Below are 25,452 nucleotides of genomic sequence, written 5' to 3'. Positions count from 1 at the left end.
CCCACACTATTTAATGCTTTTTATCTTAGCAGCTTTACCTTAAAAGTTAAGATTATTACTGCTGTTTTATCGTATCATTCGTATAAACAGCGAATCGCTGCCAAACCAAAACACTTACCTATACTGTTACTTTGTCTGCTTCAGGCTATTACTTTGATATAGGGAAAAACTGCGGTTTAATAATGCCATGTAATTTATCATAGGGAATGCTTAACACTGGCATGCCGTAAGCGTAAGGGCTAATGGCATAATGCTGATAGCGCAGATTAATCCCTTTGTCAGTCAATGTAACATCATCACTGAGAGTAAACGGCCAGCTTTTCTCATAGCTGCTAGGATCTTCGGCAACTGTTTTTACCCACTCTGTATAGGCATCATAAGCAACTGCTTTAAAACGAGCTTTCACACCATAGCGCAGGATGTGCTCTAGCTGTATTTTTCTTTTCGTGTTTTGATCGAATATCAAGTATTCGCTGTAAGGCATGCCATGAGCGCCACCGGTAAAGACATAAGAGTCTATCTCAAACAGTTCATAGTCATCGACATGACCTAAATAGCTAGGCTTTACCATCAAACTATAAACGAACACGCTGTCATCTGCCAGATCGTTGAACTGAGAGGCTGCAAACTCATCTAGCGCTGTTTTGACACTGTTTTTGTGGTCAACGCTAACGGGAGCCGACTCAGTTGGCTTGCTGTTCACCACTATCTCATCGATACGAGCATTGGTGAGTGTATTCATCCAATCGTGATTGCTATTAAGATACTGCACTTCGATATCTGGACAGTTTTGGCGCGCGTCACAGCGCTCCTGTATCTCTTGCGGAAGCTCATACTGCAGATAGTCTGTGGCATTAATGAGAGTACTGGCATGAGCCGTGAGGGTGGTTGCACCAAACAAAGCTACCCCAAGCATTGCCGTACCAATAAACACAGTCGGTATATGCAGGCGCTGCTGCAGGTCTGCTAAGTGAAAACCTAATATATCTAAGTTTGGTGACTGAGTCATGGCCGTACGTCCTTATTATTAAACGGATAAGTTCTCCTATGTATTCTACCGTAACTGTTGCGTTATATTGTTGAAACACTGTTTTTCTTATCAACTGTTTTTTATAAAGTTTTAGACAATAAAAAAGACACGTCGAGCGTGTCTTTTTGAATTTATAAAGATGATTTGATGACCGTATCTAATAGAGTGGGTTGACGATAAGTCGTTTACTGCTCGCGAGTATTACTCTCACGGGTGTTACTAAAGGTCACTTCTGGATAGCGCTCTTGCATCAGTTGCAAGTTCACACGGCTAGGTGCCAGATAAGTCAGATAGCCGCCGCCATCGATTGATAACTGATCATGGGCTTTCTTCTTAAACTTCGCTAGCACTGCCTCGTCATCGCAATGAATCCAGCGTACCGTGGCGATAGAGACAGGCTCAAAGGTACACTGTACTTTGTATTCTTCTTTGAGTCGATGGGCAACCACTTCAAACTGTAGGACCCCTACTGCACCTAGGATAAGGTCATTATTAATCTGCGGCATAAATACTTGGGTAGCACCCTCTTCACTCAATTGCTGCAGGCCTTTTTGCAAGGCTTTTGACTTCAGGGGATCTCGTAATACCACACGGCGGAACAGCTCAGGCGCGAAGTGCGGAATACCTGTAAAGTTCAGATCTTCGCCTTCAGTGAAGCTATCCCCAATAGAGATAGTGCCGTGATTGTGCAAACCAATGATATCCCCTGGATAAGCTTCTTCTAGCGCTTCACGGTCACCTGCCAAAAAGGTCAACGCATCGGCAATACGCACGTCTTTCCCCAGACGCACATGCTTCATTTTCATGCCCTTTTCGTACTTACCTGAGCAGACGCGTAAAAATGCAATACGGTCACGGTGGCGAGGATCCATGTTGGCCTGAATTTTGAAAACAAAACCACTAAAGCTGGTTTCAGTCGCTGCAACTTCACGCTCATGGGTAGGATGCGCTTTTGGTGGCGGTGAATATTTAACTAAAGTATCCAGCACCATGTTGACACCGAAGTTACCCAGTGCTGTACCAAATAATACTGGCGTCATCTCGCCCGCTAAAAACTCTTCGACCGTGAAGTCCTCTAACGCCATTTGCACCAGCTCAAGCGACTCTTCAAAAGCATCAAACATCAGCTTACCTAAGCGCTCACGTATATCAGGATAGTCATAGCCTTCACGAGTCTCGGCGACAGTAATCTCGCCACCGTGGCCTTTTTCATACAGGTAGGTTCTGTCTTCTGCAAGGTGATAGACCCCAACGAAATCCTGTCCCATACCGATCGGCCAAGTGACTGGAATACACTTAATCTTCAGTACGTCTTCGATTTCACTGAGCAGCTCAAGTGGCTCTCGAATTTGGCGATCCAGCTTGTTTACAAAAGATATAATCGGCGTATCACGCATCCGGCACACTTCCATCAACTTGATGGTACGTTCTTCAACGCCTTTTGCCCCGTCGACCATCATCAGCGCACTGTCTACTGCTGTCAATGTGCGATAGGTGTCTTCACTGAAGTCGGCATGACCTGGGGTGTCTAGTAAATTGACGATATGATCTTGATATGGAAACTGCATGACCGAAGTAGTGATTGAAATCCCACGCTCTTGCTCCATGCTCATCCAATCGGAAGTCGCATGGCGATCGGTTTTGCGACCTTTGACCTCGCCTACCACCTGAATGGCTTGACCCCATAGCAGTAGCTTTTCGGTCATGGTGGTTTTACCAGCATCAGGATGCGAGATGATGGCGAAGGTGCGACGTTTGGCAACTTCTTTGCTTAATTTTTTGGGATCTACGCTCATAATTTTGGACTTCGACGGTTGTGTGATTTAGAAATTAATCTAAATAAATAGAATAAATAGTGCGCTTATTGTAGCGGATTTAACACAGAGATGCTTATTTCAGGCATAAAAAACACTCTCTAAACCATAACTAGAGAGTGTTGGCATTGCTAAAAACGGAGGTTATTAAATAATACTGCCTTTTAATAGTAGCGTTTGATTTCTCTTTCTAAAAGTCCGCTGCCACCTCATTTACCAGCGTGCAGTCCACCACCCCGTTAAAACTATTTTCATTAGGCTTAGTAGTACCACTAGCCACATAGCTGGCTTGATAAATAGCATCTTGATGGTCAACGCCGTTATATATGTATTCTGGCTCATCATTGGTAGCAAAAAACTTCACTTGAGCAGCCTCCTGCTTATTGTTTGTCCCAACTTTTACTATGGTAGTACTGAATTGACGATTGTCGCTGAACTGATTTTCGGTAGCATCGATCCATTTATCAAGGTCTTTATAGCCCGTTTTGTTTTGAGCATTGAATACAAAAAATGAACGCTCACTTGTCGTTACAGGTATATAGCAAACTGAGCCAGTTGGAAATGCAATATCGTTTGGTATTTCTTTATAATTGTTTAAATCAGTAAATATACCGCGACGACCGCTGAATTTATTACCCGCGTTGTAATCGCGTGCATCAACGCCTGATAGGTCCAATGTACGATAAGTCGTTTCATAATTAAGCTTTTTATTACTGTTGATTCGGTATACAGGCCGTTTAACGGTACGCCTACTGACCTCAATGTATCTGTCTTCCAGTGTGCCTTCAAAGTTATTTGCTAACACTGTCGATGACTCTAAATCATCAATGATTTGGCTATAACTCCCAATGATGTTGGTCTTTTTAATGTCACGCGCGCCATTACTGTATCTGGTATCTAAACGAGCAATCGCTTTCTCTATTGGTTTGACGGTCAATGCCCTTATCAAAGCTGCTTACTGTAAACTCATTGCCACTGCCTGAGCCAAAAATACCGTTATCTTCATCGTTGCAGCCAACGAAAGTAATGGCCAATAATGAAATGGTCAGCGAAGTAAGTATCTGTTTATTTGCTTTCTTCATCATAGAGTATCCTTATAGTTAAAGGCATTATGCTAAATATATTATTTATAATCGCAGCATATCTTTATTATTTAATTTTACCAATAGCTTACACCAATGCTGGTATAGCTTGTATATTAGGCTTGTACTTTCTGTACCAACCTATGAGACTTACTTACAAATCCATAGCATAGACTTACCACTGCTATATAGAGCGGCACTAAATGTTTGCTATGATAGATAAGCTGTATTGTTAACAAAATAGAATTTACTTATAAAACCAACAACAAAGGATGTGTTATGAAAACTTTATATTCTACTAAAGGTACTACTACTGGTGGCCGTGCAGGTTCAGCGAGCTTAGCTGATAGCGACCTTAGCATCAATATGGTGCCACCAGGTTCTGGCAAAGAAGGCAACAATCCAGAACAACTATTTGCGATGGGTTATAGCGCCTGTTTTGATGGTGCACTGGGCGCGGTCAAACAAATGGAAAAAGCCAAATTCGACTCAACGACTGAAGTAGAAGTGGACCTCATGCAGGGCGAAGGACATGATTACAAGCTGGCGGCAAAAATTCATGTGATTGGTAAGAATACGGATCTATCTGCTGATGAGTTTCAAAAGCTTGTCGATAAGGCACATCAGGTTTGCCCGTACTCGAAAGCGACGCGTGGCAACATCGACGTCGAAGTAACCTCTGAAGTAAAATAATGAAAAGTAGCTGGTCATTAATTGGCGATTAGAATAACCAATCGTACCTAGTGTCATAAAGGAGAATCTAGCAAGCGCTGGATTCTCCTTTTTATTACTCGTATTTTGGTCGTGCCCATCATCGCTGTTTATCAATTGGTCATCAGTTCGGCAAGGATGGATTTTATCGTTATAATAAGGGCACTTCTTCTCTTAATTTAAGCTTTCTGATATTCAGCTCAACTGTGTGATTTTAAGCCATATATGGCATAAACATTGAATAATCGCGCATATTATTTTTATATACTTCATAACAATACTATTATTACTTTACTAATATTTGCTACCAGATAAGTGACCTCTATGACTGATAATGACCACAACTCGCACTCGCCTATTAATCCCAATGCGCTGCCAAATTTTAATACCATGCCTAATGTGGCAACGATGGATACCAGCCACGTGGACAAGGATCAGCCGCCTTTCATTTTAGTGGACGGATCTTATTACCTGTTTCGTACCTATCATGCGCTACCCAAGACCATGACAAACACTCAAGGGCTGACCACCAACGCCATCCGTGGCACGCTCAATGCGCTGCTCAAAGTGATGCGCCGTTACCATCCAACCCATATGGCCGTTTGTTTTGATACCAAGTCGCCGACTTTCCGTCATGCCATGTCCTCTGATTACAAAGCAGCGCGTCCGCCCATGGATGTTGAGCTGATAGAGCAAATTCCTTATATTCACCATTTGGTAGCGGCGCTAGGTATTCCTTTATTGCGTATAGAAGGCGCGGAAGCCGATGATATCATCGGTACGCTTGCCTATCGCGCGGTCGAGCAAGGCCATCATGTGGTCATCTCGACTGGTGACAAAGACATGATGCAGCTGGTCAATGATTGTGTGATATTGGAAGACAGCTTCACGGGTAAAATCGTTGATAGCCAAGCGGTGGTTGATAAGTATGGTATCAACCCGAGCCAAATGATTGACTTTTTGACACTAATGGGCGATTCATCTGACGGCATCAAAGGCGTACCTGGTATCGGCAAAAAGACCGCCAAAGATCTGCTTAATGAGTACGGCAGTATCGATAATATGCTAAAGAACATTGGCTATATAAAAGGCCGCGGTGCAAAAGGCTTAATCGAGCATGCGGATACCATTCCGTTCAATGCTCAACTAGCAACCATCGTCACAGACTTAGAGATTGGACAAGATTGGGACGACTTAAAAATCAATACCGACCCTTGCGCTCATATAGATAAGCTCCGCGCGCTGTACACTGAGCTTGAATTTAAGAACGAACTGGCCTCTCTGGATCATCCTAACCATCCAGCGAACGGCTCACAAAGTGTCGCAGATAGTCAAGCAGATGCTGAATCACAAGCGCAAGTCGCTAAATCTTTGCAATCGACCAAAATTGATAATATCAAAGACAGTAAAAGTCATGATAAAGCGTGGCATACCATCCTCGACATGCCCGCTTTTGATAGCTTGATTGCCCAATTGGAAGCCGCGCCGCATTTTGTCATTGATACCGAAACGACCAGCATTTATTGGCGTCAGGCCGAGCTTGTTGGCTTGTCTTTTGCCGTGCAAGCGCATGAAGCTTATTATGTGCCGTTAGCTCATAGCCTAGAGGACGATGAGCTGAGCGCAAAGCAGCTTGACCGCGACACAGTACTTGCCAAGCTCAAACCCATCCTAGAAAATCCAAAAGTTGGCAAAATAGGTCAACATCTCAAATACGATGCCCATATCCTCAGTCTGTATGATATCGACCTAGTCGGTGCGATACATGAGCGTCCTAACAATTGGGCGATGGATACCATGCTCGCAAGCTACGTGATTAATGCCGCAGTGACTCGTCATAGCATGGATGAACTAGCACGGTATTACTTGCAAACCCAGACCATCAGTTTCGAGGATGTCGCTGGCAAAGGCGCCAAACAAGTTAGCTTTGACAAAGTAGCCATCGATATCGCTAGCGACTACGCTTGTGAGGATGCCGACATCACTTATCAGTTATTTGACATCTTCCGTGACAAGCTTGCTGATGACGACACTAATTTTAGACTGCTACACGAGCTAGAGATTCCAACTGCCGAAATCCTCTGCCAGATGGAAGCGCATGGTATTTTGATTAAGCGCTCATTCTTAAATGAGCTGTCAAAACGCTTTGATGAAGAAATCATTGCGCTTGAAAAACGCGCTTATGAAGTGGCTGGAGAGGAGTTTAACTTAGGCTCACCGAAGCAGCTTGGCGAGATGCTGTTTGAGAAGCTTGGCGTCCCTGGTGGTAAAAAAACCAAGTCTGGTCAATACTCAACTGGTGAAGCCGTACTCTCAAAAGTCGACCACCCTTTGGTCGATATTACATTGGAGTATCGCGGGCTTTCCAAGCTAAAAAGCACCTATACCGATGCACTTGATAATGTGGCAGATAGCGAAACTGACCGTGTGCACACCAGCTATCATCAAGCGCTGACCAGTACCGGCAGACTGTCATCGACAGATCCTAACTTGCAAAACATCCCTATCCGTACCGCCACTGGGCGTCTGATCCGCCAAGCCTTTATCGCACCAGAGGGCCGCGTCATCTTGGCAGCGGATTATTCACAAATTGAATTGCGACTGATGGCGCACTTCTCAGGCGATAAAAACTTAACGCGAGCCTTTAACGACGGGCTAGATATTCATGCCGCCACCGCTGCTGAGGTACTTGGTAAAGATGTCGCTGATGTCACTCCAACTGAGCGCCGCAATGCCAAAGCCATTAACTTTGGCCTACTCTACGGTATGAGCGCCTTTGGTCTTGCCAAGCAGTTGCAGATGAGTCGCGGTGAAGCGCAAGACTATATCGATATGTACTTTGATCGTTATCCTGGGGTCAAAGACTATATGATCAATACTCGCGCCAGCGCTCATGAAAAAGGCTATGTCGAAACCATATTAGGTCGCAAGCTCTACACACCTGATATTAGCCACAGCAATCGTATGGTTCAACAAGGCGCTGAGCGTGCTGCGATCAACGCACCACTACAAGGTTCGGCCGCCGATCTAATCAAACTTGCCATGATTGCCGTCGATAAAGTACTACCGAAAGCTGACGCAAAAATGCTGCTACAAGTCCATGATGAGCTGGTGTTTGAGGTAGATACAGATAAGGCTGATGACATTGCCAAGCTGATTACTAACGCGATGCAAGACGTCCTGACAGTAACTGCTGCTGATAAAGGCTGGGAAGTTGACTTTGCTGTGCCGCTACTGATTGAGATTGGTTTTGGGAAAAATTGGGATGAGGCGCATTAAACGCTGATTGAGATTGGTTTTTGGATTTTAGCGTAGGGTGCGCCCAGCGCACCCGTTTTGAGAGATATTTATCTTATCGGTGCGCTGGGCGCACCCTACTTGCTTATAGCCGAAGATATTATAAGTACTCATCCCACTACGAGAACTCCTCATTCTAGAAAAAAGTTGGGAAATAGGTAGGAAGACTGTATAATAAAAAACACCTACCTATTGTAGGGAATTCATTTTCATAATAAATTTAAAGCGTCATCGCGTCATATTTGTATGTGACGCTTTTTTTAGGCTACCGCGTGACACGTTTTTTAACTAACGTGTTACTATCTAAGTAATAGCCAGATAGGAAGCGTGTTTATGCAGGATTCAAATTTAAAAAGATTCGGCGTCTCTATGGAGGAAGGCTTACTCAAGAAGTTTGATAGGTTAGTTGCTCAAAAGGGCTATAGTAACCGCTCTGAAGCATTCCGCGATTTAGTACGCGAATCCATTATGCAACACATCTATGAAGACAGTGAACAAATAATCGCTGGCAGTATTTTGTTGTTCTACAATCACGATCAGCGAAAACTGGTTGAGGAGATGACTAGAATTCAACATGAACATCATGATTTGATCCTAGCGACCACTCATTTTCATATCAGTGAAGCAAACTGTCTTGAGATCATCGTGGTAAAAGGTAAAGTCAAAGCGGTGCAAAAGCTTAGCCATGCGTTAACCACGCTAAAGGGTGTGAGTCATGGCAATTTTTCACTCGCACCTGCTGAATAATTTGAAGTTGCTTTTCGAATAAGGTAGTCGAATAAGTCAGTTGGATAATGAGCATTTTTTAAATACCATTTTATTTTAAGAAGGGGCATACACCCATGGATAGAAAGTCTATTGGAGTGGTTGGGTTATTAGCGTTGTTCATAGTGTTAATAACAGGATGTTCATCACCGACGAACAATACAGCTGAAAACAATGCTGGAGATAATGCAGCAGCTAAAGAGACAAAAAACGAGCTGGTCTTAGCGTTTGCATCAGAGCCAGAAGCAGGGTTTGATCCGATTACAGGATGGGGACGCTATGGATCACCATTATTTCAGAGTACCTTACTTAAAAGAGATGATGACCTCAATATTGCGGGTGATCTGGCGACAGATTATGCAGTAAGCGCGGACGGTAAAGTCTGGACGGTACATTTACGTGATGACGTCAAGTTTGCCGATGGTGAGCGGTTAACGGCTGAAGACGTTAAGTTTACCTTTGAAAAAGCTTTGCAAAGTGCCTCAGTGGTGGATTTAAACATCCTAGAAAAAGTGGAAGCGCTTGACGAGACAACGGTTCAGTTCACCTTAAAGAACGTACAATCAACATTTGTTAACAGTTTGGTTGCGACAGGGATTGTGCCAGAGCATGCTTATGATGACAATTATGCTGCTAACCCTTTAGGGTCAGGGCCTTTTCAATTAGTGCAGTGGGATAAAGGGCAACAACTTATTGTAGAAGCCAATCCTGAGTACTATGAAGATCAGCCTCATTTCAAAAAGTTAACGTTTGTGTTTTTAAGCGAAGACGCCGCCTTTGCAGCAGCACAAGCAGGAACTGTTGATATCACTTATCTTCCCGCCGCTTTTAGTAATAAAGAAGTTGCTGGCATGAAACTTGAAGCCGTGAAAACAGTGGATAACCGCGGCATTGCTTTTCCTTATGTTAAGTCTGGTGCAGTGACCAAAGAGGGTTTGGCTATTGGCAACGACGTCACCGCTGACCCAGCGATTCGTCACGCTATCGATATTGCAGTAGACCGTGAAGCGTTAATTGAAGGGGTGTTAGAAGGCTATGGTTCACCCGCTTATACCTCGGTCGATGGTCTGCCATGGTGGAATCCAGAAACCGTGATTGATGATGCCGACATGGATGGCGCTCGTACGATACTAGCCGATGCAGGCTGGGAAGATACCAATGGCGACGGCGTGCTTGAAAAGAATGGACTAAAAGCCGAATTTACCCTGCATTACTTAGCAAATGACGTCATCAGACAGTCACTTGCCATTGCCGTTGCCGATATGATGAAGCCCTTGGGCATTCAGATCAATATCAAAGGCGGCAGCTGGGATATCATTGGCAAAAAAATGCATTCTGACGCCGTGTTGATGGGCTGGGGCAGCCATAATCCACATGAGATGGTCAATATTTATGGCAGTGAAAACGCGGGCATTGATTACAACAATACGGGCTATTACAGCAATAAAACCGTAGATAAATATTTTGAACAAGCGCTGCAAGCAAAGAGTGAAAAGGAAGCGCTTGAGTATTGGAAAAAAGCGCAATGGGATGGAACGACTGGTTTGAGCGGCAAAGGTGACGCGGCTTGAGCTTGGCTTGTGAACGTTGATCACTTGTATTTGATGAAAGACAATCTCGATATTGGTAAGCAAAGAATCCATGTCCATGGACACGGTTGGCCTGCGACCGACAATATCGTAGATTGGAAATGGGCTAACTAAGGTACATAAAAATGGTGCATAAAAATAAGGGAGAAACGGCACGCTTTTTTATGTTTAAAGGCCTAAGAATGGCGTCATTGCTGATTGCCATTAGCTTTATTTCCTTTATTTTAATGAAAAACTCTCCCATAGATCCGGTGCAAGCTTATATTGGCGCGGATATGTTAAATGTAGGACCTGAGCAGCGTGAACGGATAGCGGAGTATTGGGGGCTGAATGAACCTGTTTTAGTGCAGTATGCGAATTGGGCTTCTGCTGTACTGCAAGGGGATTTGGGCACCTCCATGATTCACCGTCGCCCCGTTAGTGAGATTATAGGTGAACGCTTTATGAGTTCACTGGCACTCATGATTGTTGCGTGGACGTTATCTGGGGTGATGGGCTTTGTGCTTGGTGTGGTTGCCGCCATGAAACAAGGCACATGGATTGATCGCGCTATTCAGTGGTACTGCTATACCCTAGCCTCCACCCCTACTTTTTGGATGGGGCTGCTCGTGCTTATTATTTTTGCGGTATGGCTTGGCTGGTTTCCGATCGGTTTAGGAGTGCCAGCAGGAGTTTTAGCGGAGGATGTGGTGTTTTTAGATCGAGTAAAACACCTTGTGCTGCCGGCATTGACACTCAGTATCCTCGGGGTTGCGAACGTGGCACTGCATACCCGTCAAAAGCTCATTGAAGTGCTATCAAGCGACTACGTCTTATTTGCAAAGGCTCGCGGTGAGAAAGGTTTTTCTTTATTTTGGAGGCATGGCCTACGCAATATTGCTTTACCCGCAGTTACCCTACAGTTCGCTGCGTTTAGTGAGTTATTTGGCGGCGCTATTCTTGCCGAGCAAGTGTTTTCTTATCCAGGACTTGGGAAAGCAACGATAGACGCAGGTTTACGGGGAGACGTGCCACTGTTATTAGGCATCGTTTTATTTAGTACCATCTTTGTCTTTGCGGGCAATTTAATTGCCGATCTGATTTACTACTTCGTCGATCCGAGGACGAGGGAAAGTAGAATGATATGATGCCAAGTAGCCCCAATACACAAAGTAGCATGGTCAATAAAAAAGATAAAACGGTTAAACGGTTTGGACTCAACCTCAGACAACGAACGCTGCTGATTATTATACTCGCCAGTTTATTTCTTACCAGTGTCATACTCGGTGGCATTTTTATAGATGAAGGCAGAATTGCGACAAATTTAACGCAGCGTAACCTGTCCCCTTCACTCGAGCATCTCTTTGGCACAGATTGGCTGGGCCGAGATATGTTTGCACGCACGATTAAGGGTCTGAAGCTAAGTATCGGAGTGGGATTGTTGGGTGCGGTAGGCAGCGCTTTTATAGCACTCGTGCTAGGTATGGCAGCCGCAACAATGGGCCGTATGACCGATCGCGTGATTACGTGGGTTATTGACCTGTTTTTGAGTGTGCCTCATTTGGTGACGCTCATCCTTATCTCATTTATGCTAGGCGGCGGTTTTAAAGGCATCGTGGTTGGTTTGATGCTGACGCACTGGCCAAGTCTGGCACGGGTGATTAGAGCCGAAGTCATGCAAATACGCTCTGCTGACTATGTTCAAGTCTCGCAGCAAATGGGAAAATCGCGGTGGTGGATTGCAACCAAGCATATATTCCCGCATCTTATTCCTCAGCTTTTAGTGGGGTTTATGCTCATGTTCCCGCACGTTATTTTACACGAAGCGTCCGTGACGTTTTTAGGATTAGGCTTATCGCCTCATGAACCAGCGATCGGTATTATTTTATCAGAGTCGATGAAATACTTATCCTCTGGTCTTTGGTGGTTGGCCTTTTTCCCCGGGGTGTCTTTGCTTATCGTGGTGCGCACATTTGAGACTATTGGTGAAAACTTAAGAAAGCTGATCGATCCAGCGCAAGCAAATCAGTAAAAAAAGGGAGAAATAGATGTCGATTTTAGAAGTAAAAGATTTATCGATATCGTTTAACCAATATACAGGCGGGTTAAAACAAAGAGAGCTCACTGTTATCTCAGGTTTAGACGTGAGTGTAAAAAAAGGTGAAATACTAGCCATTGTGGGAGCGAGTGGTTCGGGAAAGAGTTTACTCGCGCATTCAATTTTAGGTATTTTGCCAGCGAATGCGAATGTGAGTGGCACCATCGAATATAAAGGGGAGACATTGACGGCTAAACGGCAAGAATCATTACGCGCCAGTGAAATTGCCTTGATTCCGCAATCCGTTAATTTTCTTAACCCCCTTATGCGTGTAGGCAAGCAAGTCAGATCGCCTATGAATGATAAGGCGACGATTGCGGCTCAAAGAGAAGTATTTAAGCGACTCCATCTAGGCCAAGAGGTCGAAGATATGTATCCTTTCGAGCTTTCTGGAGGAATGGCACGCAGAACCCTGTTATCGACTGCCATTGTCAGAGATGCCAAGCTTATTATTGCCGATGAACCAACACCTGGACTTGATCCCGTTGTCATTAAAGAAGCGCTGCAGAGTTTCCGAGATTTGGCTGATGCTGGGCGTACCATTGTATTCATTACCCACGACATTGAATCGGCTTTGCAAATCGCCGATCGGATTGCTGTTTTTTATGCAGGGACGACGCTTGAAGTCGCATCAGTAGAAGATTTTACGGGAGACGGTAGCAGACTGCGTCACCCTTACAGCAGAGCATTATGGCGTGCATTGCCACAAAACGATTTTATTCCCATTGCAGGTTCGCAGCCTAAAGCAACTGGCCTTCCGCCCGGTTGCTTATTTGCGCCGCGCTGTGCGCTTATGATACCTGACTGCAGCGAAGTACAGCCAGACATGCGAGATCTTCGTGAAGGAAAAGTAAGGTGTCTGCATGCGACTTGAAGCTAAAAATATTGGATTTCGCTACGAGGATGGACCTTGGTTATTTCGAGGAGTGAATATAACGATAGAATCGGGCGAAATCGTTGGGCTTGTTGGACCAAGTAGCTCAGGTAAAACAACTCTTTGTCGCATTTTATCGGGTTATGAAGCGCCCTTAGAAGGAAGCGTCACGCTGAATGGGTCAGCTATCTCTAAAAAAGCCTATCATCCTGTGCAATTGGTTTTTCAGCATACTGAAAAAGCGGTGAACCCACGCTGGAAAATGTGGAAAGTGCTTAATGAAGGTTGGGAACCTAATAAAGAATTGTTAGATTTATTAGGGATTGAAGAGGAGTGGTTTACGCGTTTTCCGAGGGAGCTATCAGGAGGCGAGCTGCAGCGGTTCTGTGTGGCAAGGGCGCTTGGGCCAAAGACGAAGTTTCTTATTGCTGATGAGATGACAACTATGCTTGATGCGATTACGCAAGCGCAGATTTGGCAAGCGGTGCTTGAGAGGTTTGAGCATAGTGACGTCGGTATACTGGTCGTGAGTCATGATGCCGCTCTGGTCGCTAGGCTTTGTCATCGTGTGATCAACTTGAAGGGTCTTAGTTTGTAATCATTTAAAAACTCGTTATATCTCATTCTTCCACACCATCCCATCCTCAATTCCCCGTCAATGTATGCCATAATCGCTTCCTTATACCATTTCCAAAAATTAGAGTAACGCGGAAAACTTGTGCAAGTACTACACCTAGTAGACTTAGCAAGTTTGACAAAGTTAATCGCACTTTTTGGGTTTGGTATTATTTATTCATATCAGTCTGAAAGAAACCGATATCAGAGAAGCAAACGAACCTCGCTATGACCAAATTATTTTCTATCAGTATTCTGTGCTGTTTCAGCATTGGTTTACTGACTCCTGCAATTGCTGAAACTTCTGTCAATACTAACGCAGCAGCAGAAGCTGACGCCACAAACGAATCATCAGTACAAGCAGCCTCTGACACTTTATCTGAAGAAACGACAGTAGAAATAGACACCCTTTTAACGTCTGCTCATTTCGACGATAAGACTGCAGATTTGTCTCCTGAGCCAAATAGTGAAAAATGGGGATGGACGGACGACAAACGAAAAGACGTCAAAGACAAATTGAATGAATGGGCAAACAATATGGATGGTTGGTTCGGCGAGCCAGAGCCAGAGAAACCAGCCAGAGCCAGCTTACGACTGGTGCTAGATACACGCTGGGCCAATGACCCCAAAACGGGCAGTGACACTACAATAGAACCTAGAGTTCGTGGTCGCTTACGACTACCAGTACTAGAAGAACGCCTCAGCCTAATCATTGGTGATGAAGACCTAGATGATGATACCTTCTTAAAACAAAGTGCAGCAGGAGACACCGACCAAGCAGCCACCAACCGCCAAGATAGACTCGTTAATACCAGACAGACTCGAGACGATAATGCTTCTCTCGCCCTACGTTGGTCACGTTTTAATGACGAGATCGAAAGGCAGCTGGGTGTAAAAACAGATGTAGACCTTGGCGTTCGCTCTGTTGACGATATTTATGTCAAGATTAGCGTGGATAAAAACTGGTATGAGGGCGATAGGCTCACTGTCAGCAACGACAACTTCTATCGCTATGGTCTCGATAGTAAGCACTATGTCAGAGGTGGTCTCACTCTAAAATACGGCTCGGATGCCAACCGCTTTATCAATAATCGCACGACCATTCGCTATCGCAATCGAGACGATGAGGAAAGCACAGATTGGGGCAACGATCTCAGACAAGTACATTATATGGGTAATGAAAAGCAGCTGGCCTACGGTATCTCTACCAGTGGTTACTTTGATACAGATAAAAAGTCGCTCAACAGTTACGGCCCGGCTATCAGCTACCGCCAGCCAGTTTGGCGCGAATGGCTTTATGTGCAAACAGAGCTAAATTATTACAATGATAAAACTGAGGACAAAGACCATTTTCCCTCCGCCCTGCTGCGCATGGAAGCTTTGTTTTAGGATTCTATGGCGCTGTCAGGTTAAAGACAATAGTATGCAACTTTAGAATGATTCAGAATAGATTGACTACATTGATAGTGTTTTCTGACTAGATAGTTATATTCCATAACGATACTACCCTGAAATTCACGGTATAATAGCGACCTATTAAATTTATTTTTTTAAATGATTTAGTGAGCCTTTGCGCTCACTTTTTTATTATTTGTGTATTAGGAGTTCAGCATTTTTACTGAAAATGGCATTATCGAAATCGCTAGCACTATTATCTTAATAGTCTGTTTATTACGCTGTACACAGTATATAGTGCAGAGCCGTATCAAATTGGGTCGTTACTTTTGGCTGGCCTCAGTCTTGGTTTTCTTCGCTGTTATTCGTAGAGAGTTAAACCATCTGCCAGACTTGTTTATTTCTAGTGACTTCTTATTACTAAACCATTCCTATGACTGGTGGGAAGATATCGTACTCACAATTGTCTATATTCTTATGGTGGGCTTATTCGTTTATTCATGGCGTTATTGTTGGACAGTGCTAAAAAACACTCCTATCACGTTATATCTCGTGGTGGCAGTATTAGCCACAGTTCAATATATGGGAGAGAACGCCATCGTGTTCCCTCATGCCTTTGGTGCGATAATCGAAGAGCTGACTGAAGCAACTATTTATAGTATTGCTTTGGTTTATTTGTGGAATTTCAAATTAATAGACTTTGAGGCTTGCTTATCAAATAAGCTAAATTTTGAGACAGTGACGCAGTAACAGTAGATACTTTATAGGGGCAAACTCGATGAGTGGCTAGCTAAACTAGCTTAGCCATATAAATAAAAGCGGATAGTAGCGTTAACAACCGTATTTATCTCCACAACAATCCTTTACTGTTAATTTGCTATACTCAAAGTAAGTATCAATCATGACAATTAAATATCTATTCGTCATCATCAAGTTAATAACCATCAAGTGAGTCACTATGAATATATTAATTACTGGCGCATCACGCGGTATCGGTCTAGCGACTGCTAAAAAAATGGCAGCAAAGGGGCACAATGTAGGGCTATTCGCGACTAACACCGCTACGCTTGAAGACGCTATCAAGGATAAAGCCTTTAAAAAAGCATTGAAAAAAAAGCGCATTGTCACTGGTCAGCTTGATGTGACCCAGCCTGACTCGTGGGATGATGCTATTGAAAAAATGATAGATAACTTTGGTGGTATTGATATCTTAATCAATAACGCTGGCGTACTCGTCAGTGGTGCACTGCCAACTACAGATTTAGAGGAACAGTTGTCTTTAATTGACGTCAACTGTAAAGGTGTTCTAATCGGCTGTCATAAGCTAGCACCCTATCTGGCTGATAGTAAAGAGGGTAAAATTATCAACGTCTCTTCTGCTTCTGCTATTTACGGACAACCGGAAGTCGCCGCTTATTCTGCCAGTAAGTTTTTTGTGCGCGGCTTGACTGAAGGGCTCAATATTGAATATGCCAAACTCGGCATTAAAGTCATCGACGTGATGCCTTTATGGGTCAAGTCTGATATGACCAAAGGCATTGAGGTTGCCAGTATTGGGCGTTTGGGTATTCATTTGACGGTCAATGATGTGGCGAAAACCTTGTACAAGTTAAGCACCAGCTCCAACCGTAAAATCAAAGGCATCCACTACTCTGTTGGCCTGCCAGCAAAAGTCTTTCAGACCTTGGCACAAGTCACGCCTGATCCTATCATACGCTTTGTAAACCGTAAAATTGGTGGGTAGCATCTTAATATAGTCGATCCACTTTAAGATAAATACAGTAGCACGCGACATAGAGCGTGGCAGTTTTATTTAGGATTAACTATAGTAACCTGTTAAGAAAAATTGCTTTTTGACAAAGTATGATAAATAAAACGGCTACCGAATTTCGGTGGCCGTTTTGCTTGCGGCTCGAATCTTGATGGCTTGCTTAGTCGTTTTATCGGTGAAAATATTATCTATAATAACCGTGCCTGTTATCGCCCCTGCCGAGCTGTCTTCACGAATTTTGGAGCCGACAACGATAGGTGTCCCTACTGTCGCGGCAAACTGATTGCCGCTAATAAGCGTACCGTCATCCTCGACGATAATGCCCTGCTCTACTTGCTCAAAACGATTATCGATAATCTGATTGTCCTTGGCGCTGTCTAAATGATAGCTGGCAAAGAGCGTTTTCTTAACCAAATAAGCACCGCAATTAAATCCCTTTAGGTTGCGCGACTGCCTTGACGCCACCCAAATCCCGACTGTCTCATCGTCAAAAATATTGCCACGAATCACATTGTCACGGCTCGATTCGGTACGCTTAAAATGATTGCTGCGCGTCGGATCAGCGGCATGCTCAAAGCAGTTGCGATACAACAAAACACTACCTGCGCCATTATGAATAAAGCGATTATTCTCAATACGGTTATTACTCGAAGAATCAACCGCAATGGCCTCGCGATTGGGCTTAAAGCTGCGAAAGCCATTTCCGACGAACACCGAGTTTTTGATCACATTATCACGGCTACCAAGCTCTAAATATAGCCCGACAGTCCCTGCGTTTTGAATATATACTTTATCAAAAGTAACGCCATGCACATGATCACCGACAAACATACCACTATTGATACTATTACGACTACTGACATTCATCACCTGAATGTCTCTTGGGGCAAGCGCGCGATTGGCAGCAGGGTCTATAAAGCCGCGCGCGTAACGCTGATTGGGGTTGCTATATTGACGAATATGCAGCGCGTGTCCGTAGCCATCCACATGACAGTTGGCAACCGCAATGTCTTTGATAGCCATATCCATCTTGGGCTTAATGGTAATCGCACTAGCCTTTGATGGATCATCAGCCATGGTACTGAGCACTACCCCCTGACAGTCGAGTGAGCTGTGTGACTCATTAAGCTCAAAGCGTATCGACTGGCCTGTTAAATCACAGCCTTTGCTCAGTGCGCTATGACCTTTTACTGTTACCGTCTGCTTGGGAGTCAATTGTGTACAATCTATCGTTGTGGTGGCTGCCGGTAGCTTGGCATCAATGGTGATTGGCTAATTGAGTGTTACTTCATCGAAGTTGCTATCACTATTGGCAAAAGGCAGACGCTCGCAAGCTATCAGCCCTAAAACCAAGCCTGCCATCCCACTCATCAAAGACGCTTTGAGACATAATTTATAGATTGCTAACATTTACTTGCCCTCGATATTGGCTGTCTTACATTTTTTGAACATCCTGTGACACCTTACCACTATTAGAACCTATCATAACGCGGCACACTGTTAGCCAAGATATAAATAACAATCAACGCTAATAATATAAAAGGAATGATTTATGGATAACTCAAAAACCCCACTTCCAGATGAGCAAGACCGTATCGATAGCAATGACAATCAACGAGTCGATCTGGACAATCCAATGCTACACACGATTGATAATCAAGATGTGATTGACAATAGCGCAGGATTCGATAATTCAGAAGTTGGCAGTGACGCAACCCAAGGCCTCACCCCCATGCATCGTCAAAACGTTGATGAGGCGCAAGTGGATGAATTGTTGGTTGAAGGCAATCTGGATGACAGCGACTATCCTGATATCATCGATATCGCAGATAAAAATGCGGCAGAACATACCAATAATGATGATTTATAAATCAGTCGTTCAATGATAATAAAGTAGAAAAGAATTTAGACAAAAAAATACCGAACGTGATGTTCGGTATTTTTTATCATTTAGATAAATCATTTAATTAAGCCCAACCATCCAGCGTGCCCGCCCAGCCTTGTACCAAGGGCTTACTTAACGCTTCCAATAAATCAATATGTGCGTCATCGGCATTGAGTGCAGGAATATAATGATACTCCTTCCCGCCAGCATTAATGAAGTTATCACGGTTTTCAATCGCCAGCTCTTCTAGCGTCTCCAGACAGTCAGCGGAGAATGCAGGGCTGATGACTTGTACCGAATTCACATCAGCCTTACCCCAATCCTCTAGCACCACATCGGTATAAGGCTTGACCCACTCTTGCTTACCAAAGCGCGACTGAAAGCTGATGATCCATTCATCGTCTTGCAATCCTAGCGCATGAGCGACTTGCGCGGCGGTACATTTACAGCGTTTCGGATAAGGATCACCTTTATCGGCATAGGGCTGCGGAATACCGTGAAAGCTAAACATCAACTTTTCAGGCTTGCCATGCTCAGCTTGGAAACGACGAATCGAGTTGGCTAATGCCTGAATATAAAGCGGATGGGCAAAATAATCTTTCACTATTGTATAGTTTGGCAAATTACGCTGCTTCAGTGTCCATTTCGTCAGCGCATCATATACTGCGCCGCCTGACGTCGCTGAGTATTGTGGGAATAACGGCAAGATGACGAAATGATCAACGCCCTCAGCACGCAAAGTATCCATCACATCAGGTAGGCCTGGATTACCATAGCTCATTGCAGGATGCACGGACACCCGAAATGGCGCGGCACTATCCGCCAAGCGCGGCTGCAATAGCTCTACTTGTTTTTTTAGGATGTTACGAATCGGCGAGTCACCTTCCCAAATACTGGCATAAGCTTCTGCCACTCGCTTGGGGCGGCTTGGCAATACAAACAGGTTAAGGATGATCGCCCATAAGAATTGCGGGATTTCAATCACGCGTGGGTCTGATAAAAACTGTTTTAGATAGCGGCGGACGGCAGGCACTGTTGGCTCATCTGGCGTGCCGAGGTTCACTAATAGGACGGCAATACGTGGGGGCAGTTCAGGTTTCATAAGAGCACTATTTTATTAATAAGTTATTAGAGAAAATGACTAAAAAATATCAAAAATTATGAGATAAAAGACTATTAAGGCATTGTTAATTTAAACGCTTATTAGTGTAGCATTTTATCCCTTGATAACGCACCGTAAAAGCAGCGCTTATACAATTTGATACCTCTATAAAAATAAAGTCTGAGCATGACGGTTGTACTCATACGCGCATCGCCCTACAATAGACGCACATAGTGTGTAGGCAGAGTGCAGATACGCACATTGCCGTCTATTTATTTTATTGATAACTGTTGTCTTGCGAGGTAGCCTTGAGAGCACGTACTGATAGTACCAATGACAATTCACCCAAAGACCACCCTAACTTGGATGACTCCGCCAATACAGTTGACTTAGTTGGTTCAGTTGGCATTGTCACCCCCCAAACATTGCACTTTGCAGAGCCATTGACGTTGGAGTGCAATCGCACTTTACCCTCGTTTGACTTGGTCATCGAAACTTACGGGTCGCTCAATGAAGACAACTCCAATGCCATTCTGATCTGCCACGCCTTATCTGGCAGTCATCATGCGGCAGGCTTCCATAGCAGCGACGATAAAAAACCAGGCTGGTGGGACAATATGATTGGCCCCAATAAAGCCATCGACACCAATCGCTTTTTTGTGGTTTGTGTCAATAATATCGGCAGCTGCTTTGGCTCTACGGGTCCGACGACCATCAACCCTGATAGCAGCAACGATGGCGGTGAACCACAAGTTTATGGTCCTGACTTTCCCTTAGTGACGATAAAAGACTGGGTAAGAACCCAAGCCATGCTCTCAGATCGTCTTGGCATTGACGTCTGGCATGCGATTGTGGGCGGCTCGATGGGCGGCATGCAAGCGCTGCAATGGTCGGTCGACTATCCCGATCGGCTAAAGCGCTGCGTGGTCATTGCCTGTACGCCCAAATTATCAGCACAGAATATTGGCTTTAATGAGGTCGCGCGGCAGTCCATCTTATCTGACCCTGACTTTAAAGACGGGCGTTACCTACAAGCGGGTACTTATCCTCGTCGCGGTCTTATCCTTGCACGCATGGTTGGTCATATTACTTATTTGACCGATGATGCGATGAAAGCCAAGTTTGGCCGTGATCTAAAGTCTGGCAAGTTCATGTATGGCTATGACGTCGAATTCCAAGTCGAAAGCTACCTGCGCTATCAAGGCGAACGCTTTAGCAAAAACTTCGACGCCAACACTTACCTGCTGATGACCAAAGCCTTAGATTATTTCGATCCGACCCGTGACTATGCTGAGCAGGTTGCTGACCGCGATGTCGATGACAACAGTCAAAATCATAATGGTATTTATCAACATAATGACACTGATAAACAAGACATTGATAAACAAGACACCGATGAAAGCCAACGTGAGCTGAGCGCTCTAAAAGCCGCATTTGCACATACCAAGTGTCAGTATCTAGTCGTGTCATTTACCACTGACTGGCGCTTTGCCCCTGAACGCTCACAAGAAATCGTCGATGCCTTGATGGCGACTGGCAAACCTGTCAGCTATATCAATGTCGATGCGCCGCACGGCCACGATTCCTTTTTATTCGATATTCCCCGCTATATGGGTGCCGTCGAAGGCTTTTTGACCGCGCCATTTATCACAAGTAGCCTGACAGCCAAAGGAGAACGCTCATGAGAATGGATCATCAGCTGGCCGAACGCTGGATTGCTCCCAAGTCACATATTCTAGATTTGGGTTGTGGCAATGGTGATTTGCTCGCACATTTGCAGCAAAACCTAGGCGTGACGGGCTATGGACTTGAGATTGACGAAGACAAAATCAATGAAGCCATCGCTAAAGGCTTATCCATCGTCGAGCAAGACCTCAATGATGGACTTGGCCGATTTGCCGATGACAGCTTTGATACCGTGGTCATGGCACGAGCGCTGCAGGCAGTCAAAGCACCTGACGTGCTCCTGCTCGATATGCTACGAGTTGCCCGCGAGGCCGTCATAACCTTCCCGAACTTTGCGCATTGGCAAAACCGTCTGCATTTAGGCCTAAAGGGCTTGATGCCAGTGTCAGAAGCACTACCTTATGAATGGTATAACACTCCCAATATTCATCTGTGTACCTTTAAGGACTTTGAAAAGCTATGCGCGCAGCATGATATTCACATCATCAGCCGCTTCGCCGTCAGCGACTCTGATAAAGGTCATTCACCGCTCATGACCACGCTGATACGACAGGCACCTAACTTACTCGCTGACGTTGCTATCTATCGGGTGACCAAGCACAAATAGAATATAATGCAGGAAACAAAGGCAAAAGTAAGGCGAACATAAAACATAAGTCTAGCAGCTCATTCGCCTTACTGGCTTTTTGCTGAGTTAATTGACAGCTTAATCAACGTCCACCTATCGTATAGATTTACTTACTAGCCAGTAACTGCATGATTTTGTTACATACTATTATCGTCAAAATCGCGTTAAACTGGGTAATTAGTATTTGAGTTTCGTAACTTCGGGTGTTAAGCTTACGAAATATTGTCAATGGCATCCTTCTTGCAACCTATTTATCTGTTGATATTGGATAACGACTATTAAACAAAACAGATAAATGCTGATAACAACATATGGTTTGATCACTAGCATTTGACCATGACTCTTTAACTATTATTTTTTAGTAGTTACTATCGACTCATCATTGCCGTATAGACTTACTGTTCTGCAGGCATTGTTTTATCGTTTAGCTACTTATCAACTGCCTATCTTTGGAGCTGCTATGAAACTGTTAAAAGCTGCATTATTTACCGCTGCATTCTCTTGCGCTGGTCTTGCCAATGCTGAATTGATTTCAAACGTACCATTAGATGTCTCACGTTTTGAGATCATGAGTGTCAGTGAGCTGACCGCCCGTGCCAACCAAGGCAATGACCATGCTCAGTTCTATCTTGCTAAGCGCCTACAAAAAGGCCAAGATATCACCAAAAACACTCAGCAAGCGGTGCAATGGTACACACGCGCAGCAGAACAAGGCGTAGCCCCTGCTCAGCTGAACCTTGCAATCATGTACTTACGTGGCGAAGGTGTACAACCCAACTTGCAACAAGCACGTCACTGGTTAGAAAAAGCCGCCATGCGTGGTGATAACCGTGCCAGCTATACGCTTGCACTGCTCGACGAGAAACAAAAAAACCTAGTCGACGCCTATAAATGGTATGACTTAGCAGCGCGTGATGGCATGCTCGACGACAAAGTACGCAATAAAGCTCGCGGTAAGATTGGTCAATTGGCATTGAACTTATCGAGCTCAGACATCGCGAGTGCTCGTAGCCAAGCGGATAGCTGGTTCCAGAGTAGATAAGCTAGAGCAGGTAAGATAAAGACAGTTTTAGTATAAGAGTGAAAAATCCAGCTGATTGGCTGGATTTTTTGTGTTTACATGATGAACAATTTATATGATGAATGCTTACGTTAACTGGCTACCATAGTTCCCTACTCTTTTATTCCCTCGGCGCGCGAGCCATGGTATAAAACTCTTCATTCGACTGCATACTCATCACAATTGCCATTCTATTAGACAAGCCAAAAAACGCGGTGATACCAGCAATGTCCAAGATATCTTCCTCATCATAACCGTGCTCTCGAAGTGCAGCATAGTCTGTCTCTTGAACAAGTTCCGGGGTGCGACAGAGCTTGACTGAAAACGCCAGCATGGCTTTTTGTTTAGGGCTGATCGGCGCATGCAAGTAATTGATTGCTATTTGATCTGCTAGCAGCGGCTCTTTTGCAAACACTCGCAGTAGCGCACCATGAGCGATAACGCAGTATTGGCAACCATTAGCGGCACTGGTAGCAACAATGATCATCTCCTTTTCGGCTGGGCTTAGCGTGCTGTCCTCTCGCTCCATCACGGCATCATAATAAGCAAAGAACGCTCTGAACTCTGCTGGGCGATACGCCAGCGCTAAAAACACGTTTGGAATGAATTTGGCTTTTTCTTGTACTGCTAAGATACGTTCAAGGATATCAGCAGGCAGGCTATCTAAATCAGGAACAGGATAGCTGCTGATGGGCGTGCTTGTAGAAGCGTTACTCATATGTCATCTCCATTGACAGGGTTTTATTGTTATATAGTCTCACTTTATAAATCAGTAATAAACAGTCAAAAAACATCTCAATTGATATGGGTCAGCTTAGGGCGTATCGTCATTTAGATGGATTGGTGACACGCTTTGATAAAACATTCAAAAACCGCGCTAAATTTGCTACACTGCGCCAACATTTAGCCAAATCCACAACTGTGCCAATGTTATAGACAACACTTTTAACCCATTGCACTAGGTTTGCGACCTAGCCAGCAGGAGACACCCATGAGCACCATCAACACTGCACCACCATCAGCCACACCCAAAAAAGCCACCGAATATGATAGCGTGACCAACAATATCGTCGTTGCCGCGCTCTATAAATTTACCCGTTTTGCCGACTTCGAGCAGTATCGTCAGCCTATCTTAAACGCCATGCTCGATAATGAAGTAAAAGGCACTTTACTATTGGCTTCAGAAGGTATTAACGGGACTATCTCAGGTAGCCGCCAAGGTATCGACAACGTCCTTGAGTACCTACGGAGCATTGAAGCGATTGGTAATTTTGAGTTTAAAGAATCCTATACGGATGCTCAGCCTTTTTACCGTACCAAAGTAAAGCTCAAAAAAGAAATCGTCACCATGGGTGTGGAGGATATCGATCCGCTACAGTCAGTCGGTCGTTATGTGAAACCAAGCGAGTGGAATGCGCTAATTTCAGACCCTGACGTTATCTTGATCGATACCCGTAACGACTATGAAGTACAAATCGGCACCTTTGAAAATGCCGTCAATCCAAACACTGAGACCTTTCGTGAGTTCCCAGATTACGTCGCCAAAGAGCTGGATCCTAGCAAGCATAAAAAAGTAGCGATGTTCTGTACTGGCGGTATTCGCTGCGAAAAATCAACCGCCTTTATGCGTCAGCAAGGCTTTGAAGAGGTCTATCATTTAGAGGGCGGTATCCTAAAATACCTAGAAGAAGTACCTGCTAGCGACTCTATGTGGCAAGGTGAATGCTTTGTTTTTGATAATCGCGTCTCAGTCAATCACGATTTAGAAAAAGGGGATTATGATCAGTGCTTTGCCTGCCGTATGCCCATCACTGAAGAAGATAAGCAAACGCCTGCTTATATCAAAGGCGAGTCTTGCCCGCACTGTATCGGCAAGGCTACTGAAGAGCAAAAAGCGCGTTTCCGTGAGCGCGAGCATCAAATGCAACTGGCGAAACAACGCGGTGAAACGCATATCGGCAGCGAAGTCATTGAGGTGATTGAAAAACGCAAAGCGGCTAAGCTTGAAGCGCGTCGTCAGGCAGATGCAGCCAATAAAGAAAAAGCAGGTTAAATTAAGAGCCTACTATTT

25 protein-coding genes are annotated in these 25,452 nt (G+C 44.5%); 17 read left to right on the top strand and 8 right to left on the bottom strand.

Annotated features, from left to right (window positions below; translation table 11 throughout):
- Positions 1 to 148: 148 nt before the first annotated feature.
- The 4 genes from JMY01_RS01685 to JMY01_RS01670 all read right to left on the bottom strand — a co-directional run bounded on the left by JMY01_RS01685 (position 149) and on the right by JMY01_RS01670 (position 3,929).
- The gene (locus tag JMY01_RS01685; RefSeq protein ID WP_201573952.1) at positions 149 to 1,009 is read right to left on the bottom strand and encodes an RsiV family protein; all 861 of its coding nucleotides are present in this window, start codon (positions 1,007 to 1,009) and stop codon (positions 149 to 151) included.
- Positions 1,010 to 1,215: 206 nt separating this feature from the next.
- A complete protein-coding gene (locus tag JMY01_RS01680) occupies positions 1,216 to 2,826 on the bottom strand; it encodes a peptide chain release factor 3 (protein WP_201573951.1) in 1,611 nt (536 codons plus the stop codon).
- 208 nt (positions 2,827 to 3,034) lie between these two features.
- Complete coding sequence (locus JMY01_RS01675; protein WP_201573950.1) at positions 3,035 to 3,781, bottom strand: hypothetical protein; 747 nt, start codon at positions 3,779 to 3,781, stop codon at positions 3,035 to 3,037.
- A complete protein-coding gene (locus tag JMY01_RS01670) occupies positions 3,726 to 3,929 on the bottom strand; it encodes a hypothetical protein (RefSeq protein ID WP_201573949.1) in 204 nt (67 codons plus the stop codon). The genes JMY01_RS01675 and JMY01_RS01670 overlap by 56 nt, the downstream gene beginning before the upstream one ends.
- Positions 3,930 to 4,205: 276 nt before the next feature.
- Between JMY01_RS01670 and JMY01_RS01665 the strand changes: the two genes are divergently transcribed.
- From JMY01_RS01665 to JMY01_RS01615, 12 genes are all read left to right on the top strand, one after another.
- The gene (locus JMY01_RS01665; protein WP_201573948.1) at positions 4,206 to 4,619 is read left to right on the top strand and encodes an organic hydroperoxide resistance protein; all 414 of its coding nucleotides are present in this window, start codon (positions 4,206 to 4,208) and stop codon (positions 4,617 to 4,619) included.
- A 342-nt stretch (positions 4,620 to 4,961) separates the two neighbouring features.
- The gene (gene polA, locus JMY01_RS01660) at positions 4,962 to 7,916 is read left to right on the top strand and encodes a DNA polymerase I (protein WP_201573947.1); all 2,955 of its coding nucleotides are present in this window, start codon (positions 4,962 to 4,964) and stop codon (positions 7,914 to 7,916) included.
- A gap of 351 nt (positions 7,917 to 8,267) precedes the next feature.
- A complete protein-coding gene (gene nikR / locus JMY01_RS01655; protein WP_201573946.1) occupies positions 8,268 to 8,681 on the top strand; it encodes a nickel-responsive transcriptional regulator NikR in 414 nt (137 codons plus the stop codon).
- Between the two features lie 95 nt (positions 8,682 to 8,776).
- Entirely contained in the window at positions 8,777 to 10,270 is a 1,494-nt protein-coding gene (locus JMY01_RS01650) for an ABC transporter substrate-binding protein (RefSeq protein ID WP_201573945.1), read from the top strand.
- Positions 10,271 to 10,279: 9 nt separating this feature from the next.
- Positions 10,280 to 10,402 (top strand): hypothetical protein, encoded by a 123-nt coding sequence (locus JMY01_RS14220; protein ID WP_265089831.1) that lies wholly within the window; start codon positions 10,280 to 10,282, stop codon positions 10,400 to 10,402.
- 11 nt (positions 10,403 to 10,413) lie between these two features.
- Positions 10,414 to 11,415 (top strand): ABC transporter permease, encoded by a 1,002-nt coding sequence (locus tag JMY01_RS01645; RefSeq protein WP_227677623.1) that lies wholly within the window; start codon positions 10,414 to 10,416, stop codon positions 11,413 to 11,415.
- Entirely contained in the window at positions 11,412 to 12,299 is an 888-nt protein-coding gene (locus tag JMY01_RS01640; protein WP_201573944.1) for an ABC transporter permease, read from the top strand. The genes JMY01_RS01645 and JMY01_RS01640 overlap by 4 nt, the downstream gene beginning before the upstream one ends.
- A 16-nt stretch (positions 12,300 to 12,315) precedes the next feature.
- Complete coding sequence (locus JMY01_RS01635) at positions 12,316 to 13,239, top strand: ABC transporter ATP-binding protein (RefSeq protein ID WP_201573943.1); 924 nt, start codon at positions 12,316 to 12,318, stop codon at positions 13,237 to 13,239.
- A complete protein-coding gene (locus tag JMY01_RS01630) occupies positions 13,229 to 13,837 on the top strand; it encodes an ABC transporter ATP-binding protein (protein ID WP_201573942.1) in 609 nt (202 codons plus the stop codon). The genes JMY01_RS01635 and JMY01_RS01630 overlap by 11 nt, the downstream gene beginning before the upstream one ends.
- Positions 13,838 to 14,082: 245 nt before the next feature.
- Positions 14,083 to 15,243 carry a hypothetical protein gene (locus tag JMY01_RS01625; protein WP_201573941.1) on the top strand — a complete coding sequence of 387 codons (1,161 nt, stop codon included), beginning with the start codon at positions 14,083 to 14,085 and terminating at the stop codon, positions 15,241 to 15,243.
- A 303-nt stretch (positions 15,244 to 15,546) separates the two neighbouring features.
- Positions 15,547 to 15,999: a hypothetical protein gene (locus JMY01_RS01620; protein WP_227673653.1), complete on the top strand. Its 453-nt coding sequence runs from the start codon at positions 15,547 to 15,549 to the stop codon at positions 15,997 to 15,999.
- A 208-nt stretch (positions 16,000 to 16,207) separates the two neighbouring features.
- Positions 16,208 to 16,993 (top strand): SDR family NAD(P)-dependent oxidoreductase, encoded by a 786-nt coding sequence (locus JMY01_RS01615; RefSeq protein ID WP_201573940.1) that lies wholly within the window; start codon positions 16,208 to 16,210, stop codon positions 16,991 to 16,993.
- A 135-nt stretch (positions 16,994 to 17,128) separates the two neighbouring features.
- Here JMY01_RS01615 and JMY01_RS01610 read toward each other — a convergent pair whose 3' ends face one another.
- Together JMY01_RS01610 and JMY01_RS01605 are read right to left on the bottom strand one after the other, a co-directional pair.
- Positions 17,129 to 18,235 (bottom strand): right-handed parallel beta-helix repeat-containing protein, encoded by a 1,107-nt coding sequence (locus JMY01_RS01610; RefSeq protein ID WP_201573939.1) that lies wholly within the window; start codon positions 18,233 to 18,235, stop codon positions 17,129 to 17,131.
- 57 nt (positions 18,236 to 18,292) lie between these two features.
- The gene (locus JMY01_RS01605; protein WP_201573938.1) at positions 18,293 to 18,430 is read right to left on the bottom strand and encodes a hypothetical protein; all 138 of its coding nucleotides are present in this window, start codon (positions 18,428 to 18,430) and stop codon (positions 18,293 to 18,295) included.
- Positions 18,431 to 18,572: 142 nt separating this feature from the next.
- On the opposite strand from JMY01_RS01605, the gene JMY01_RS01600 reads away from it, so the two are divergent.
- Positions 18,573 to 18,890 (top strand): hypothetical protein, encoded by a 318-nt coding sequence (locus JMY01_RS01600; protein WP_201573937.1) that lies wholly within the window; start codon positions 18,573 to 18,575, stop codon positions 18,888 to 18,890.
- A gap of 97 nt (positions 18,891 to 18,987) precedes the next feature.
- On the opposite strand, the gene hemH is transcribed toward JMY01_RS01600, so the two are convergent.
- A complete protein-coding gene (gene hemH / locus JMY01_RS01595; protein WP_201573936.1) occupies positions 18,988 to 20,007 on the bottom strand; it encodes a ferrochelatase in 1,020 nt (339 codons plus the stop codon).
- 362 nt (positions 20,008 to 20,369) lie between these two features.
- Here hemH and JMY01_RS01590 point away from each other — a divergent pair, with 362 nt between their 5' ends.
- From JMY01_RS01590 to JMY01_RS01580, 3 genes are all read left to right on the top strand, one after another.
- Complete coding sequence (locus tag JMY01_RS01590; RefSeq protein WP_201577042.1) at positions 20,370 to 21,692, top strand: homoserine O-acetyltransferase; 1,323 nt, start codon at positions 20,370 to 20,372, stop codon at positions 21,690 to 21,692.
- Positions 21,689 to 22,300 carry a methionine biosynthesis protein MetW gene (gene metW / locus JMY01_RS01585; protein ID WP_201573935.1) on the top strand — a complete coding sequence of 204 codons (612 nt, stop codon included), beginning with the start codon at positions 21,689 to 21,691 and terminating at the stop codon, positions 22,298 to 22,300. The genes JMY01_RS01590 and metW overlap by 4 nt, the downstream gene beginning before the upstream one ends.
- A gap of 481 nt (positions 22,301 to 22,781) precedes the next feature.
- Positions 22,782 to 23,363: a tetratricopeptide repeat protein gene (locus JMY01_RS01580; protein WP_201573934.1), complete on the top strand. Its 582-nt coding sequence runs from the start codon at positions 22,782 to 22,784 to the stop codon at positions 23,361 to 23,363.
- A 139-nt stretch (positions 23,364 to 23,502) separates the two neighbouring features.
- On the opposite strand, the gene JMY01_RS01575 is transcribed toward JMY01_RS01580, so the two are convergent.
- Positions 23,503 to 24,099, bottom strand: a complete 597-nt coding sequence (locus JMY01_RS01575; protein ID WP_201573933.1) for a peroxidase-related enzyme — start codon at positions 24,097 to 24,099, stop codon at positions 23,503 to 23,505.
- Positions 24,100 to 24,435: 336 nt separating this feature from the next.
- Between JMY01_RS01575 and JMY01_RS01570 the strand changes: the two genes are divergently transcribed.
- Complete coding sequence (locus JMY01_RS01570; RefSeq protein ID WP_307781406.1) at positions 24,436 to 25,434, top strand: rhodanese-related sulfurtransferase; 999 nt, start codon at positions 24,436 to 24,438, stop codon at positions 25,432 to 25,434.
- Positions 25,435 to 25,452 lie beyond the last annotated feature (18 nt).

Source organism: Psychrobacter sp. H8-1 (assembly GCF_904846575.1).
In the GTDB taxonomy this organism is placed as follows: domain Bacteria; phylum Pseudomonadota; class Gammaproteobacteria; order Pseudomonadales; family Moraxellaceae; genus Psychrobacter; species Psychrobacter fulvigenes.
This window is presented reverse-complemented; position numbering and strand designations above follow the sequence as displayed.

Coding starts and splice junctions, on each gene's coding strand:
- nikR (WP_201573946.1), top strand. CDS start 8,268: ATGCAGGATTCAAATTTAAAAAGATTCGGCGTCTCTATGGAGGAAGGC.
- JMY01_RS01600 (WP_201573937.1), top strand. CDS start 18,573: ATGGATAACTCAAAAACCCCACTTCCAGATGAGCAAGACCGTATCGAT.
- JMY01_RS01625 (WP_201573941.1), top strand. CDS start 14,083: ATGACCAAATTATTTTCTATCAGTATTCTGTGCTGTTTCAGCATTGGT.
- JMY01_RS01680 (WP_201573951.1), bottom strand. CDS start 2,826: ATGAGCGTAGATCCCAAAAAATTAAGCAAAGAAGTTGCCAAACGTCGC.
- JMY01_RS01630 (WP_201573942.1), top strand. CDS start 13,229: ATGCGACTTGAAGCTAAAAATATTGGATTTCGCTACGAGGATGGACCT.
- JMY01_RS01670 (WP_201573949.1), bottom strand. CDS start 3,929: ATGATGAAGAAAGCAAATAAACAGATACTTACTTCGCTGACCATTTCA.
- JMY01_RS01580 (WP_201573934.1), top strand. CDS start 22,782: ATGAAACTGTTAAAAGCTGCATTATTTACCGCTGCATTCTCTTGCGCT.
- JMY01_RS01575 (WP_201573933.1), bottom strand. CDS start 24,099: ATGAGTAACGCTTCTACAAGCACGCCCATCAGCAGCTATCCTGTTCCT.
- JMY01_RS01615 (WP_201573940.1), top strand. CDS start 16,208: ATGAATATATTAATTACTGGCGCATCACGCGGTATCGGTCTAGCGACT.
- JMY01_RS01605 (WP_201573938.1), bottom strand. CDS start 18,430: ATGTTAGCAATCTATAAATTATGTCTCAAAGCGTCTTTGATGAGTGGG.
- JMY01_RS01635 (WP_201573943.1), top strand. CDS start 12,316: ATGTCGATTTTAGAAGTAAAAGATTTATCGATATCGTTTAACCAATAT.
- JMY01_RS01645 (WP_227677623.1), top strand. CDS start 10,414: ATGGTGCATAAAAATAAGGGAGAAACGGCACGCTTTTTTATGTTTAAA.
- metW (WP_201573935.1), top strand. CDS start 21,689: ATGAGAATGGATCATCAGCTGGCCGAACGCTGGATTGCTCCCAAGTCA.
- JMY01_RS01665 (WP_201573948.1), top strand. CDS start 4,206: ATGAAAACTTTATATTCTACTAAAGGTACTACTACTGGTGGCCGTGCA.
- JMY01_RS01685 (WP_201573952.1), bottom strand. CDS start 1,009: ATGACTCAGTCACCAAACTTAGATATATTAGGTTTTCACTTAGCAGAC.
- hemH (WP_201573936.1), bottom strand. CDS start 20,007: ATGAAACCTGAACTGCCCCCACGTATTGCCGTCCTATTAGTGAACCTC.
- JMY01_RS01650 (WP_201573945.1), top strand. CDS start 8,777: ATGGATAGAAAGTCTATTGGAGTGGTTGGGTTATTAGCGTTGTTCATA.
- polA (WP_201573947.1), top strand. CDS start 4,962: ATGACTGATAATGACCACAACTCGCACTCGCCTATTAATCCCAATGCG.
- JMY01_RS01640 (WP_201573944.1), top strand. CDS start 11,412: ATGATGCCAAGTAGCCCCAATACACAAAGTAGCATGGTCAATAAAAAA.